The 13391-nt window shown below is 67.9% G+C and carries 15 protein-coding genes and 1 riboswitch; of the genes, 14 read left to right on the top strand and 1 reads right to left on the bottom strand.

Annotated features, from left to right (window positions below):
• Nucleotides 1-5 precede the first annotated feature (5 nt).
• The 8 genes from ABD683_RS15725 to ABD683_RS15760 all read left to right on the top strand — a co-directional run bounded on the left by ABD683_RS15725 (nucleotide 6) and on the right by ABD683_RS15760 (nucleotide 7940).
• Nucleotides 6-1364, top strand: coding sequence for a replication-associated recombination protein A (locus ABD683_RS15725; protein ID WP_344771015.1), 1359 nt, complete (start codon nucleotides 6-8; stop codon nucleotides 1362-1364).
• A 122-nt stretch (nucleotides 1365-1486) separates the two neighbouring features.
• Nucleotides 1487-1948: a hypothetical protein gene (locus ABD683_RS15730; RefSeq protein WP_344771016.1), complete on the top strand. Its 462-nt coding sequence runs from the start codon at nucleotides 1487-1489 to the stop codon at nucleotides 1946-1948.
• Nucleotides 1945-2220: a DUF6167 family protein gene (locus ABD683_RS15735; protein WP_344771017.1), complete on the top strand. Its 276-nt coding sequence runs from the start codon at nucleotides 1945-1947 to the stop codon at nucleotides 2218-2220. The genes ABD683_RS15730 and ABD683_RS15735 overlap by 4 nt, the downstream gene beginning before the upstream one ends.
• On the top strand, nucleotides 2220-4868 hold the full coding sequence (gene alaS, locus ABD683_RS15740) for an alanine--tRNA ligase (RefSeq protein WP_344771018.1): 2649 nt from the start codon (nucleotides 2220-2222) through the stop codon (nucleotides 4866-4868). Before ABD683_RS15735 ends, alaS begins: the two co-directional genes overlap by 1 nt.
• Entirely contained in the window at nucleotides 4868-5329 is a 462-nt protein-coding gene (gene ruvX, locus ABD683_RS15745; RefSeq protein WP_344771019.1) for a Holliday junction resolvase RuvX, read from the top strand. The genes alaS and ruvX overlap by 1 nt, the downstream gene beginning before the upstream one ends.
• Entirely contained in the window at nucleotides 5322-6458 is a 1137-nt protein-coding gene (gene mltG / locus ABD683_RS15750; protein WP_344771020.1) for an endolytic transglycosylase MltG, read from the top strand. Before ruvX ends, mltG begins: the two co-directional genes overlap by 8 nt.
• Complete coding sequence (locus ABD683_RS15755; protein ID WP_344771021.1) at nucleotides 6458-7249, top strand: shikimate dehydrogenase; 792 nt, start codon at nucleotides 6458-6460, stop codon at nucleotides 7247-7249. Before mltG ends, ABD683_RS15755 begins: the two co-directional genes overlap by 1 nt.
• A 10-nt stretch (nucleotides 7250-7259) precedes the next feature.
• On the top strand, nucleotides 7260-7940 hold the full coding sequence (locus ABD683_RS15760) for a prepilin peptidase (protein WP_344771022.1): 681 nt from the start codon (nucleotides 7260-7262) through the stop codon (nucleotides 7938-7940).
• Here the strand turns inward: ABD683_RS15760 and ABD683_RS15765 are convergent, their stop codons facing one another.
• Entirely contained in the window at nucleotides 7941-8255 is a 315-nt protein-coding gene (locus tag ABD683_RS15765) for a DMT family transporter (protein WP_344771023.1), read from the bottom strand.
• A gap of 10 nt (nucleotides 8256-8265) precedes the next feature.
• Nucleotides 8266-8330, bottom strand: a riboswitch (guanidine-III (ykkC-III) riboswitch).
• Between the two features lie 62 nt (nucleotides 8331-8392).
• Between ABD683_RS15765 and aroC the strand changes: the two genes are divergently transcribed.
• The 6 genes from aroC to nusB are packed head-to-tail and all read left to right on the top strand — an operon-like array spanning nucleotide 8393 to nucleotide 13228.
• Entirely contained in the window at nucleotides 8393-9571 is a 1179-nt protein-coding gene (gene aroC / locus ABD683_RS15770) for a chorismate synthase (protein ID WP_344771024.1), read from the top strand.
• Entirely contained in the window at nucleotides 9568-10077 is a 510-nt protein-coding gene (locus ABD683_RS15775; RefSeq protein WP_344771025.1) for a shikimate kinase, read from the top strand. Before aroC ends, ABD683_RS15775 begins: the two co-directional genes overlap by 4 nt.
• Nucleotides 10074-11168, top strand: coding sequence for a 3-dehydroquinate synthase (gene aroB, locus ABD683_RS15780; protein WP_344771026.1), 1095 nt, complete (start codon nucleotides 10074-10076; stop codon nucleotides 11166-11168). Before ABD683_RS15775 ends, aroB begins: the two co-directional genes overlap by 4 nt.
• A 10-nt stretch (nucleotides 11169-11178) precedes the next feature.
• Nucleotides 11179-12255 carry a M24 family metallopeptidase gene (locus tag ABD683_RS15785; RefSeq protein ID WP_344771027.1) on the top strand — a complete coding sequence of 359 codons (1077 nt, stop codon included), beginning with the start codon at nucleotides 11179-11181 and terminating at the stop codon, nucleotides 12253-12255.
• Entirely contained in the window at nucleotides 12252-12818 is a 567-nt protein-coding gene (gene efp, locus ABD683_RS15790; RefSeq protein WP_344771614.1) for an elongation factor P, read from the top strand. The genes ABD683_RS15785 and efp overlap by 4 nt, the downstream gene beginning before the upstream one ends.
• The gene (gene nusB, locus ABD683_RS15795; RefSeq protein ID WP_344771028.1) at nucleotides 12818-13228 is read left to right on the top strand and encodes a transcription antitermination factor NusB; all 411 of its coding nucleotides are present in this window, start codon (nucleotides 12818-12820) and stop codon (nucleotides 13226-13228) included. The genes efp and nusB overlap by 1 nt, the downstream gene beginning before the upstream one ends.
• Nucleotides 13229-13391: the final 163 nt, after the last annotated feature.

Consider the following 13391-nt stretch of genomic DNA (forward strand, 5'->3'; position numbering starts at 1 on the left):
TGAGCATGGTCTCCGACGGGTTGTTCGACATACCGGATGCGCCCGTGCCGCTGCCGTCGGGCAGCCTGAGCGGCAACTCGTCTGCGAACGCGCCATTGGCCGTACGCATGCGCCCGACATCCCTCGACGAGCTCGTGGGCCAGCAGCACTTGCTCGCGCCTGGATCGCCGCTGCGGCAGATGATCGACGACAACAAGCCGCTGACGATCCTGCTCTGGGGCCCTCCCGGCACCGGCAAGACGACGATCGCGTCGTTGCTGAGCGCACACACCGAGCGCCGCTTCGTCGAGGTCTCTGCGGTGTCTGCTGGCGTCAAGGAAGTACGCGAGGTGATCGCGGGAGCACGCCGGGCGCTGGCCAACAGCGGCGTCGAGACCGTGCTGTTCGTCGACGAGGTGCACCGGTTCAGCAAGTCGCAGCAGGACGCGCTGCTGCCGGGAGTCGAGAACCGCTGGGTCTCCCTTGTCGCCGCGACGACCGAGAACCCGCATTTCAGCGTCATCTCGCCGCTGCTGTCTCGCTCGCTTCTGCTGACGCTGGAGAGCCTCACCGACGACGACATTGCCGTGCTGATCGATCGAGCCCTCACAGACGAGCGGGGCCTCAACAACGCCGTGACGCTCGACGATGACGCCAAGGACCACCTCGTACGCCTCGCCGGCGGCGACGGCCGTCGGGCGCTCACCTACCTGGAAGCCGCAGCGGGAGCAGCCACGACGCAGGGCAAGACCGCGATCAGCGTCGACGACGCGGCGCTCGCGGTCGACAAGGCAGCGGTGCGTTATGACCGTGAGGGCGATCAGCACTACGACGTCATCAGCGCGTTCATCAAGTCGATCCGCGGCTCCGATGTCGATGCGGCCCTGCACTACCTCGCGCGCATGGTCGAGGCGGGGGAAGACCCCAAGTTCATTGCGCGGCGCCTGATGATCTCTGCAAGCGAAGACATCGGGCTGGCCGACCCGACCGCCCTCCCGACGGCCGTGGCGGCTGCACAGGCCGTGGCGATGATCGGCTTCCCAGAGGCTCGCATCACGCTGGCCCACGCAGTCATTGCGCTCGCGACGGCACCCAAGTCCAACGCCGCCTACACCGCAATCGGAACCGCGATCGCCGACGTTCAAGCCGGCAAGGTCGGTCCCGTCCCTCCCGCGCTGCGTGATGCGCACTACGCCGGTGCCAAGAAGCTGGGACATGGTCACGACTACGTCTACTCGCACGACGACGCTCGTGGGGTCGTCGGCCAGCAGTATGCGCCCGACGACATCGACGGCGCGATCTACTACGAGCCCGGTGAGCACGGCGCCGAGGCGGCGATCGCCGAACGGCTGGCCCGAATCCGCGCCATTCTGCGCGAGCGCTGAGCGATCCGCCGATTGAGCGGTGCGTCAGCGTCCAAGAGCGCGCCTCTGGTGGACGCTGACACACCGCCCCCGCCTCTGGCCAGCCGGTTCACGGTGCCGGTCAGCGCGATAGGCTCGTCCTCATGTCAGCGGAGGTCTGGATGCTCGCCGCGACCGCTGTTCTCGCGGTTGTGGCGATCAGTGCTGCGGTCATCGCCGTGCGCGCTGCCCGTCGCATTGAGCGCGCCCCACGGCTCACTCCGGTTGCAGCCGCGCACACACCCTCGTCGACCGAGGTGGCACAGCCCCAACCCGTCGCTGCCCACCTCCCCGCCGCGCTCGCTCCACGCATCGTCGAGGGACGACTCGTCGTGCCTCCGACCCAGCAGCAAGTCGTCGCCACGGCGCTGGGGCGTCCGGGCGTACGTCTCTCCGTGTTCGCCCACGGCATCGCACACGCTCTCCGGCCGGAGAGTCGTGACCGGATCCTCGGCATGATGCGCCGCGAATACCGGCGCCGCCGGCGTGAGCGCCTCGCGGCCGGCCGGCGAGCTGCCAGGGCGGCGACGCCATCGGCCTCCCGAGACAGCTGGATCGGATCATGAGGAGCCGCATCGTCTGGTTCGTCGCCGGATCGGCGGCGGGGGTGTACGCCACCGCCAAGGCCAGGCGAGCCGCCTACCGGCTCTCCATGCCAGGCCTCGCCGACCAAGCCGCAGCCCTCGGGCTCGGCTGGCGGGCCTTCAGCGCCGAGCTGCGCGACGGCATGGAGACTCGTGAGCGACAAGTCGCCCACGAGCTGTCCGGCACCCCCGACCTCGACCACGTGAGTCTCGAGACTCATCACCCTGAACTTTCTGACAAGGAACACCCCTGATGTTGACCGCTGAGATCCGCCGACGATTCCTCGCACACTTCGAGAACGCCGGACACACCGCGGTGCCCTCTGCCCCTTTGCTGTTCGACGATCCCAACCTGCTGTTCGTCAACGCCGGCATGGTGCCGTTCAAGCCCTACTTCCTCGGCCAGGAGACCCCGCTGTGGGACCGCGCCGTGAGCGTCCAGAAATGCGTTCGCACCCAGGACATCGAGGAGGTCGGCAAGACCACCCGACACGGCACGTTCTTCCAGATGTGCGGCAACTTCTCGTTCGGCGACTACTTCAAGGCGGGCGCGATCGAGTTCGCCTGGACGCTGATCACCGGCTCGATCGACGACGGTGGCTTCGGCTTCGACCCCGAGAAGGTGTGGGTCACGGTCCTGCACTCCGACGACGAGGCACGCCAGCTCTGGAAGGACATCGCCGGACTGCCCGACGAGCGCATCCAGAGCCGTGGGCTGCTCGACAACTACTGGCAGATGGGCGTGCCCGGCCCGGGCGGGCCGGCGAGCGAGATCTACATCGACCGCGGGCCCGAGTTCGGCCCCGACGGTGGCCCGATCGTCGACGAGGACCGCTTCCTCGAGATCTGGAACCTCGTGTTCATGCAGGAGGAGATCACCAACGTCCTGGCCAAGGATCAGTTCGACGTGGTCGGTCCGCTGCCGCAGGAGAACATCGACACCGGCATGGGCCTGGAGCGCGTGGCCTACCTCCTGCAGGGCAAGATCAACATGTATGAGATCGACGAGGTCTTCCCGGTCATCGAGAAGGCCTCCGAGATCACCGGCCGGACGTACGGCGCCGACCCGACTGACGACGTACGGTTCCGCGTCATCGCCGACCACGTACGCAGCGGCCTGATGCTGATGGGCGACGGCGTGACGCCCGGCAACGAGGCTCGCGGCTACGTGCTGCGCCGCCTGCTGCGCCGTGCCGTGCGCTCGATGCGCCTGCTCGGCTACGAGGACCCGGCGCTGCCGCAGCTGTTGCCGGTGAGCCTCGACCGCATGAAGGCGTCATACCCCGAGCTCGAAGCCGACTTCCCGCGCATCGAGAAGATTGCCTACGCCGAGGAGGATGCCTTCCGGCAGACCCTGGACAAGGGCACGCAGATCTTCGAATCTGCCGCCGCAGCGATCAAGAAGGGCGGTTCGCTCCCCGGCGACCAGGCGTTCGCCCTGCACGACACCTATGGATTCCCGATCGACCTGACGCTGGAGATGGCCGCCGAGCAGGGGCTGAGCGTCGACGAGGACGGCTTCCGCGCGCTCATGACCGAGCAGCGTGCCCGTGCCAAGGCCGACGCGAAGTCCAAGAAGGGTGCCCACGCCGACACCACGGTCTATCGCGCCGCCCTCGACGCCGGGGGACCGACGGAGTGGTTGGCCTACACGACTCTGACGACCGAGTCGCGTGTCCTCGCGCTGCTCGCCGAAGGCGCCGACGTACCCGTGATCTCGGCCGGCACGATCGGCGAGGTCGTGCTCGACCGCACCCCGTTCTACGCCGAGTCCGGTGGTCAGAACGCCGATGCCGGCGTCATCACGTGGGACGGCGGCCGTGCCGAGGTGCTCGACGTCCAGCGTCCCGTCCGCGGTCTGGTCGTCCACCAGGTACGCGTCCTCGACGGCGAGCTCACCCGTGACCAGACCGTCGAGGCCGCTGTCGACCCGGAGTGGCGTCTCGGCGCCCGCCAGGCGCACTCCGGCACGCACGTCGTGCACGCCGCGCTGCGCGAGGTGCTCGGCCCGACGGCGTTGCAGGCGGGTTCCTACAACCGTCCCGGCTACCTCCGCCTCGACTACGGCTGGAGCGGCGCATTGTCGCCCGAGCAGCTGCACGGTGTCGAGGAGGCGTCCAACCGCGCCCTGCGTGCCGACCTGCCCGTGACGGCGCAGACCATGACGCTGCAGGAGGCGCGTGACTTCGGTGCGCTTGCGCTGTTCGGTGAGACCTACGGCGAGGACGTCCGCGTCGTCGAGATCGGTGGCCCCTGGTCGCGCGAGCTCTGTGGTGGCACCCACGTCGACCGCTCGTCACAGATCGGCACGGTCGTCATCACGTCCGACGGCTCGGTCGGCGCCGGCAACCGCCGCATCGAGGCACTCACCGGCATCGAGGGGTTCGAGTACCTCGCACGTGAGCGCGATGTCGTACGCCAGCTGACCGACATCCTCAAGGCGCAGCCGGGCGAGGTTCCAGCTCGGGTCCAGGACCTCATGGAGCGGCTCAAGACCGCCGAGAAGGCCGTCGAGCGCGCCAAGGCGGCCCAGCTCGTCGGCGCTGCCGGTGACATCGCCGCAGCAGCCAAGGATGTCAACGGCATCGCCTACGTCGGCCACCGTGCCGACGGGTCCAACGGGGGAGACGTACGCACGCTCGCCCTCGACATCCGCGGACGCCTGCCCCAGGACAAGCCGGCCGTGGTGGTCGTCATCGGCACGGCCGATGACAAGCCGTCCGCCGTCGTCGCGCTCAACGAGGCCGCGCAGGCCAAGGGCCTCAGCGCCAACACGTTGATCGGTCTGATCGGCGACAAGATCGGTGGCCGCGGTGGCGGCAAGGCCGACGTCGCTCAGGGCGGCGGCACCGATGTGTCGGGCATCCCGGCCGCGTTGGTGGCCGTGGAGGGCGCACTCTGATGCGTCGCGGGCGACGTCTCGGGATCGACGTCGGCGATGTACGCATCGGCGTCGCCGTGTGCGATCCCGATGGCATGCTCGCGACCCCGGTCGAGACCGTCGCCGCAGGTCCGGCCGCCATCGGCCGGCTTGCCGAGCTGGTGCGCGAGTACGACGTGATGGAGTGCGTCGTCGGCATGCCGATCGGGCTCTCCGGGCGTGAAGGTCCGGCAGCGCTGAAGGTACGGGCGTTCTGCGCCGAGCTGCTGGAAGCCATCGATCCGGTACTCGTTCGGCTCTTTGACGAGAGGATGTCTACCATGACTGCGGACAGTCTGCTCAGAGAACGTGGACGATCTGGAAGCGCAAGGAGGAATGTCATCGACCAGGCAGCTGCGACGGTGATACTCCAGACGGCTCTGGATTCCGAGCGGACCAGAGGGTCTGCGCCCGGCGAGACACTAGTGAGGACGCATGGCTGACGGCGGACTGGACATCATGACCGGTGGACCTTCGGGTCCCGGCCGACGCCGCGCCGCGAAGCCGCCGAGCAGGCCCATCGGCAAGCGCATCGTCACGATCGTGATCATCCTTGCCCTGCTGTTCGTCGGCTTCAAGGTCGTCAACAAGGCGATGGACTTCTTCGGCGGCCCCGCCGACTACACGGGTCAAGGCACCGGCACCGTCACGGTCGAGATCCCCAGCGGTTCCAACGGCCAGCAGATCGCCAACATCCTCAAGAAGGCCGGCGTGGTCAAGAGTGCCGAGGCGTTCTACCAGCTGAGCCTCAACGACTCCCGTTTCTCAGCCGTCCAGGCCGGTTTCTTCAAGCTGCGCAAGCAGATGTCAGCCGAGTGGGCACTACGTGAGCTCACCGACCGCAGCAACCGTGTCGAGGGCAAGGTCACGATCCCCGAGGGGTCACGCGTGACGTCGATCATCAAGATCATCGACAAGAGCACCGACATCAAGGCCAGGGACGTCGAGGCAGCGCTCGACAAGCCCGACTCGCTGGGCCTCCCGGCGGAGGCCAAGGACAACCCAGAGGGATTCCTCTACCCCGCGACGTACGAGGTGCCGCCGGGCTCCACCGCCACGTCCCTGCTCAAGCAGATGGTCAAGAAGACCAAGGACGTCGAAAAGGAGCTCGACCTCAAGAGTCGTGCCAACGCGATCGGCATGACACCCACCGAGGTCATGACGCTCGCCAGCATCCTCGAGTACGAAGCCAACCGCGACGAGGACTACCCCAAGGTCGCCCGGGTGTTCCTCAACCGTCTCGACCAGGGCATCGCCCTGCAGTCGGATGCGACCGTCGCGTACGCCAACGGCATCACCGGCGACGTGTGGACCACACCGGAGCAGCGCGACAACCCGTCGGAATACAACACGTACGAGCACCAGGGCCTGCCGCCCGGACCGATCGGCGCCGCAGGCAAGAAGACCATCGAGGCGGTGCTCAACCCGGCTGACGGCGACTGGCTCTACTTCGTGCCCGACTACGAGCACAAGACGACGGTCTTCAGCAACAACCTCGCCGACCACGAACGGGCAGCCAACCGGCTCCGTGACTGGTGCCGCAGCTCCAAAGACGTCGACGACATCTGCTGATGCAGTGCGCCGTCATCGGGTCGCCGATAGCCCACTCGCTGTCTCCGGCCATGCATCGCGCGGCCTACGCGGACCTGGGCCTCGACTGGACCTATGACGCGGTCCTCGTCGAGGAGGCGGAGCTGCAGGAGTTCCTGGGCTCGTTGGGCGATGACGTGCGCGGCTTGTCCGTGACGGCGCCCCTCAAGCGTCGACTCGCCGAGCTCGTCGAGCTGGAGAGCGGTCCGCCGCTTGGTGTGGCCAACACGGTCGTGTTCGACGACGGGGTGCCGACGACCTACAACACCGACGTGCCGGGAGCGGTGAACGCGCTGACCGAGCGCGGCATCACCCGGGTCAGGACCGTACGGATCCTCGGCGGCGGTGCCACGGCGGCGTCGATCGCCTATGCGCTCTCGACCATGGGTGCGGCTGATGTCGAGCTGGTCGTACGTGACCGCGACCGCGCACGCGAAGCCGTCGGCGTCGCCCGCTCGGCAGGCCTGGAGACCTCGGTACGGCTCCTCGACGAACCCCTGCTCGACCGTGTCGACCTGCTGGTCTCCACCGTGCCGGCAGATGTCGTCAACGGTCAGGTGCACGAGCTCGTCGAGGCATCACGTGCCGTGTTCGACGTCGTCTACAACCCGTGGCCCTCACACCTCGTCGAGGTGGCCGGCGAGCTGCCGTGCGCCACCGGACTCGATCTGTTGGCCCATCAGGCGGCATTGCAGGTGGGGCTGATGACTGGCAGCCCGGTTTCTCCACAGCTCCTGCGTGATGCAGCGCTGGCTGAGCTCGGCTCTCGCTAGTCTTCCCACCGTGACCGTCGTCCTCGCCGCACTCGCCGCCGCAGTCCTCGGCGGGCTGGGTCCGTGGGTGATGCGTCGCATGCCGGAGCCTGATGAGCCCGCGGACGACAAGATCGCCTACGCCGACCTGGCCGATGCGCCGGGTCTCGCGGCGGCGCTCGGTGTCGCTGCGGCCCTGATGGCGGCACTGGTCGCCTGGCGCATCGACACGCCCGAGCTGGTCCCGGTGTGGGTGCTGGTCGCCGGTGTGGGGGCATGGCTGACCTACATCGACTGGCGGACCAGGCTCCTCCCGCTGGTGATCGTCGCGCCGGCCTACCTCGCGACGTTCCTGCTGGTCGGCCTGGGCGCGCTCCTGTTGCAGGACTCCACGGTGTTCACCCGGGCGGTGGTCGCCAACATCGTCGTCTACGTGATCTTCCGCGTCTTCTACTGGATCGGTGGGCGATTCTTCGGTGGCGCGTTCGGATACGGCGACGTACGCCTCTCCGGCGTGCTGGCGCTGGCGCTCGGAGCACTCGGCGGCAGCGCGGTGTTCGTCGGCATGTATGCCGGGTTCATCCTCGGCGCCGTGCTGGGCGTGCTCCTGTCGGCGCTCAAGGTCATCGATTCCAAGAGCTATGCGTTCGGCCCCTACATGGTGGCCGGCGCCGTGATCGGTGCCGCGTGGGGCTCGGCGATCTACTCCTGATCAGTGCGCCAGCTTGAGGCCGACCACGCCGCCGACGATGGCGAGCAGGCACAGGACCTTGGCCACCGAGACGGGTTCGCTGCCTGAGGCGATGGCGTAGCCAGCAGTGAGAACCGCTCCGATACCGACCCACACGGCGTACGACGTTCCGATGGGCAACGTGCGCATCGCCATGGCGAGTCCGGCCATGCTGAGCGCGAGCGCAACGGCGAACACCGCGGTGGGAGCAATCCGGGTGAATCCGTCGGACTTGCCGAGGGCGGTGGCCCAGACGGCTTCGAGGACTCCTGAGGCGACGAGAATGAACCAGGCCATGACTGACTCCTGTGAGTCGTCTTTTCGCAGGCCGGGTACGACTCGCTCGTCCGGGCGCCGGGCTGCGACGCGCCTTCATGATGTCACGTCAGGCACGGTGCGTGAGGGTCGTAGACGGGCGTGGGAGAATTGTCGACATGCTCCGATGGCTCACAGCTGGTGAATCGCACGGCCCTGCGTTGGTTGCCGTGCTCGAAGGTCTGCCCGCAGGGGTGGAGGTCACCAGCAAGGACATCCAGGCTGCGCTCGCGCGCCGCCGCCTGGGCCACGGCCGCGGCGCCCGCATGGCGTTCGAGGCCGACGAGCTCGAGCTCATCGGCGGCATCCGCCACGGCGTGACGATGGGCAGCCCGATCGCGCTGCGCATCGGCAACAGTGAATGGCCCAAGTGGGACCAGGTCATGTCGGCCGACCCGGTCGATCCCGAGGTGCTCGACGGGCTCAAGCGCAATGCGCCGCTGACCCGCCCGCGTCCCGGTCACGCCGACCTCGCGGGCATGCAGAAATACGGCTTCGACGAGGCCCGCCCGATCCTCGAGCGCGCCAGTGCACGCGAGACGGCGGCCAGGGTCGCCCTCGGCGAGATCGCCGCACAGTTCATCGAGCAGACCACCGGCGCCAAGATCGTGTCCCACGTGGTCGAGCTCGGCACCGTACGCGCACCCGCCGGCGTCATCCCAAGCCCCGGCGACGTCGAGGCGCTCGACGCCGATCCGGTGCGTTGCTTCGACCCCGCGACGAGCGAGGCGATGGTCGCCGAGATCGATGCCGCGCACAAGGACGGCGACACGCTCGGTGGAGTCGTCGAGGTCATCGTCGAGGGCCTGCCGCCGGGCCTCGGCTCGCACACCCACTGGGACAAGCGCCTCGATGGGCGGCTGGCTGCTGCGCTCATGGGCATCCAGGCGATCAAGGGCGTCGAGGTCGGTGACGGCTTCGAGCTCGCTCGTACGCGTGGCTCGCTGGCACACGACGAGATCATCCCGACAGACGAGGGCATCCGCCGTGTCTCCGGTCGGGCGGGCGGCACCGAGGGCGGCATGACCACGGGTGAGATCCTCCGCGTACGCGCCGCGATGAAGCCCATCGCCACGGTGCCCAAGGCACTCCGCACGGTCGACGTCGAGACCGGCGAAGAGACCCGGGCCCACCATCAGCGTTCAGACGTCTGCGCCGTTCCGGCGGCCGGCATCGTGGCCGAGGCCATGGTCGCACTGGTCGTCGCCGACGCGATCACCGAGAAGTTCGGCGGCGACTCGGTCGAGGAGACCAAGCGCAACGTCGAGGGCTATCTCGCCAACCTGAGGCACCGTTGAGTCCCGTCGTTGTGTTCGTCGGACCGCCGGGAGCCGGCAAGAGCACGGTGGCCGAGCTGGTCGGCGATCGTCTCGGCGTTGCCGTGCGCGACACCGACCACGACATCGAGGCCAGCGAAGGCGTCAGCATCCAGGACATGTTCATCGACCAGGGTGAGGCATATTTCCGCGCGCTCGAGGAGAAGGCCGTCGCGACCGCTCTCGCCGAGCATGACGGCGTCGTCAGCCTCGGCGGCGGTGCCGTTCTCAGCCCGGCCAGCAGAGCTGCGCTCGCGGACCACCGGGTGATCTTCCTCGATGTCGGACTCGCTTCGGCCGTGCGCCGCGTTGGCATGAACTCCGGTCGCCCCCTGCTGCTGGGCAACGTGCGGACGCAGCTCAAGAACCTGTTGGACCAGCGCCGCGTGCTCTATCGCGATGTCGCTCGTTTCACCATTGAGACCGATGATCTCGACGCCGCGCAGGTCGCCGACCAGGCGATCACGCTGATCGAGGAGGACCGATGACAACCCGGCTCACCGTCCCGACCGATCGCCCGTACGACGTGGTGATCGGCAATGGGGTGCACGAGGAGCTGCGGAGCCTGATCGGGTTCGGCCTCGGCGTGCTGCGGGTCGCGATCATCCATCCGCCGGCGATGCACGAGCAGGCCGAGCGGCTGCGCAAGCCGCTGGTCGCCGACTCACTCGACGTGCACCTGATCGAGGTGCCCGACAGCGAACAGGCCAAGACCTCCGACGTGCTGGCGTTCTGCTGGAAGGTCCTCGGCGAGCTGGGCTTCACCCGCTCCGACGTGATCGTCGGCCTCGGCGGGGGAGCGACGACCGACCTTGCCGGCTTCGTCGCGGCGAGCTGGCTGCGCGGTGTGCGGTTCGTCAACGTACCGACCACGGTGCTCGGCATGGTCGATGCCGCGGTCGGCGGCAAGACCGGGATCAACACCAACGAGGGCAAGAACCTCGTCGGTGCGTTCCACGAGCCGGCCGGCGTGCTGTGCGACCTCGACACGCTCACGACCCTCCCGGGAGCCGAGCTGCGCAGCGGACTGGCCGAGATCGTCAAGTGCGGCTTCATCGCCGACCCGACGATCCTCGACCTGGTCGAGGCGGCACCCGAGACCGTCACCGACGCGACCTCGCCGATTGTCGCCGAGCTGATCGAGAAGGGCATCGCGGTCAAGGCCCGGGCCGTCGCAGGTGACCTGCGCGAGTCGGCCGACGGCGACGAGATCGGCCGCGAAGCCCTCAACTACGGCCACACGTTCGGCCACGCCATCGAACGCTTCGAGGGCTACCGCATCCGCCACGGCGAGGCCATCTCGATCGGCATGGTCTACGTCGCGGAGATCGCCCACCGTACGGGTCGCATCGATGACGAGCTGCTGGCGCGGCATCGTTCGATCCTGACGACCCTGAGCCTGCCGACGACCTACCGCCCCGGCATCTGGAACGCGCTGTCGGCGACGATGCGCCTCGACAAGAAGACCCGCGGCGACCAGCTCCGCTTCGTCGTGCTCGACGGTCTCGCCAACCCGGTGATCCTGGCGGGTCCCGACGAGTCCGTGATCACCGACGCCTACCTGGCGATCAGCGAATGAGCGCCGGCGAATGAACCATGTGACGACGGCGGCTCGCCGCGGACGGCTGGTGGCCGCGCTGGGTGATCGCGGGCTCGACGGCATCTTCGTCACGACGCTTGTCAACGTCCGCTACCTGACCGGGTTCACCGGTTCCAACGGCGCACTGCTGGTGCCGCGCGAGGGATCGCCGGTGTTCTTCACCGACGGCCGCTATCGCGACCAGGCTGCCGCCGAGCTGCCCGACGTCGAGCACGTCATCGACCGCGACCTCGCCGGAGCCGCATCACCTCGCATGGGTTCGGGTACGTGGGGCGTCGAGACGCACACGCTGAGCGTCGACGGTCACGCCAACCTGACCTCACTGGCGCCGGGAGCGACGCTTGCCCCGGCTGGCCGCGTGGTGGAGGAGCTGCGGGTCGTCAAGGACGACGAGGAGATCGAGCACCTGCGTACGGCATGCCGCATCTCCACCGAGGCCCTGGACGGACTGCTCACCGGGCCGCTGGTCGGCCGTACCGAGCGTGAGGTCGCCCGCGACCTCGAGAACCGCATGCTCAACCTCGGCGCCGAGGCGATCGCATTCGAGACGATCCTGGCGAGCGGCGAGAACTCCGCCATTCCTCACCACAGCCCGACCGATCGCGTGCTGGGTGACGGTGAGCTCATGAAGGCAGACTTCGGCGCACGCGTCGCCGGCTATCACGCCGACTGCACGCGTACCGTCGTGCTCGGCACGGCCGACGACTGGCAGCGAGAGATCTACGCCGCGGTCCAGGAGTCGCAGGCAGCCGGCCTCGATCACCTCCGCGACGGCGCGAAGGTGTCCGACTCAGATGACGCCGCGCGGGCTTCGCTGGACGCCTCCGGATGGCTCCACGCGTTCACGACAGGGCTCGGACATGGCGTCGGACTCGAGATACACGAGGACCCGTTCGTCGCCGCCCGAAACACCGCTAAACTGGTCAGTCGCACCGTCCTCACGATGGAGCCCGGCATCTACGTCCCGGGTCGTGGGGGAGTGCGAATCGAAGACACCGTCCTCGTGACCACGGGTGCCCCCGAGGTGCTCACCACGATGACCAAAGACCTCATGGAGATCGGCTGATGGCCACCACGAACGACATCAAGAACGGCATGGTCCTCGACCTCGACGGCCAGCTGTGGTCCGTCGTCTGGTTCCAGCACCACAAGCCGGGCAAGGGCGGAGCGATGGTCAAGACCACGCTCAAGAGCGTCCTCAGCGGCAAGACCGTCGACAAGACCTTCAACGCCGGCGCCAAGATCGACACGGCCAACGTCGACAAGCGCGACTTCACGTACCTCTACCACGACGGCGACTCCTACGTCTTCATGGACAAGGCCACCTACGACCAGGTCAGCATCTCCGAGCAGGTCGTCGGCGATGCCAAGGACTACATGCTCGACAACCAGGACGCGATGGTCGCGATGCACGAGGGTGTGCCGCTCTACATCGAGCTCCCGGCGTCGGTCGAGCTGCTCATCGAATACACCGAGCCGGGCCTGCAGGGCGACCGTTCCAGCGGTGGCACCAAGCCGGCACGCCTCGAGACCGGCAAGGAGATCCAGGTCCCGCTGTTCATCGTCAATGGCGAGAAGGTCAAGGTCGACACCCGCGACGGCAGCTACCTGGGTCGCGTGTCGTCCTAGTGTCAGCTCGTACGAAGTCCCGCAAGCGCGCCCTCGACATCCTGTTCGAGTCCGAGGCGCAGAGCCTGGCACCCGGTGGCACGCTCGCCGACCGTCGGGAGTCGACCGACTACCCGGTCAACGACTACGCGGTCTCGCTGGTCGAGGGTGTCGTGCTGCACCGTGACCGTCTCGACGAGATCATCGCCGAGAACGCGAAGGACTGGACGCTCGACCGCATGCCAGCGGTTGATCGCAACCTGCTGCGCATCGGCGCCTACGAGATCCTCTACGTCGAGGACGTCCCCGACGCCGTCGCCGTGAGCGAGGCGGTGGCGCTGGCCGCTGACCTGTCGACCGACGAGTCGTCCGCGTTCGTCAACGGACTGCTGAGCAAGATCATCGAGCTCAAGCCCACTCTCAGCGCCTAGACCCCGCGATGTGTGACGTTAGAGGCGCCAACGGCGCACGATGGCGCCTCCAACGTCACACATCGCGAGCCTGTCCGGGCCGTATGTTTTGGCTGCTAGGGTTGCGTACGAACAACCGACATCCTTTAACGGCCGTCCCGAGAGGCGGAGAAGGAGGTCAGAC

It is taken from the genome of Aeromicrobium panaciterrae, assembly GCF_039537165.1.
Lineage (GTDB): Bacteria > Actinomycetota > Actinomycetes > Propionibacteriales > Nocardioidaceae > Aeromicrobium > Aeromicrobium panaciterrae.

Coding starts and splice junctions, on each gene's coding strand:
- ABD683_RS15765 (WP_344771023.1), bottom strand. CDS start 8,255: ATGGCCTGGTTCATTCTCGTCGCCTCAGGAGTCCTCGAAGCCGTCTGG.
- aroC (WP_344771024.1), top strand. CDS start 8,393: ATGCTCCGATGGCTCACAGCTGGTGAATCGCACGGCCCTGCGTTGGTT.
- aroB (WP_344771026.1), top strand. CDS start 10,074: ATGACAACCCGGCTCACCGTCCCGACCGATCGCCCGTACGACGTGGTG.
- ruvX (WP_344771019.1), top strand. CDS start 4,868: ATGCGTCGCGGGCGACGTCTCGGGATCGACGTCGGCGATGTACGCATC.
- ABD683_RS15785 (WP_344771027.1), top strand. CDS start 11,179: ATGAACCATGTGACGACGGCGGCTCGCCGCGGACGGCTGGTGGCCGCG.
- alaS (WP_344771018.1), top strand. CDS start 2,220: ATGTTGACCGCTGAGATCCGCCGACGATTCCTCGCACACTTCGAGAAC.
- ABD683_RS15755 (WP_344771021.1), top strand. CDS start 6,458: ATGCAGTGCGCCGTCATCGGGTCGCCGATAGCCCACTCGCTGTCTCCG.
- ABD683_RS15730 (WP_344771016.1), top strand. CDS start 1,487: ATGTCAGCGGAGGTCTGGATGCTCGCCGCGACCGCTGTTCTCGCGGTT.
- ABD683_RS15735 (WP_344771017.1), top strand. CDS start 1,945: ATGAGGAGCCGCATCGTCTGGTTCGTCGCCGGATCGGCGGCGGGGGTG.
- ABD683_RS15725 (WP_344771015.1), top strand. CDS start 6: ATGGTCTCCGACGGGTTGTTCGACATACCGGATGCGCCCGTGCCGCTG.
- mltG (WP_344771020.1), top strand. CDS start 5,322: ATGGCTGACGGCGGACTGGACATCATGACCGGTGGACCTTCGGGTCCC.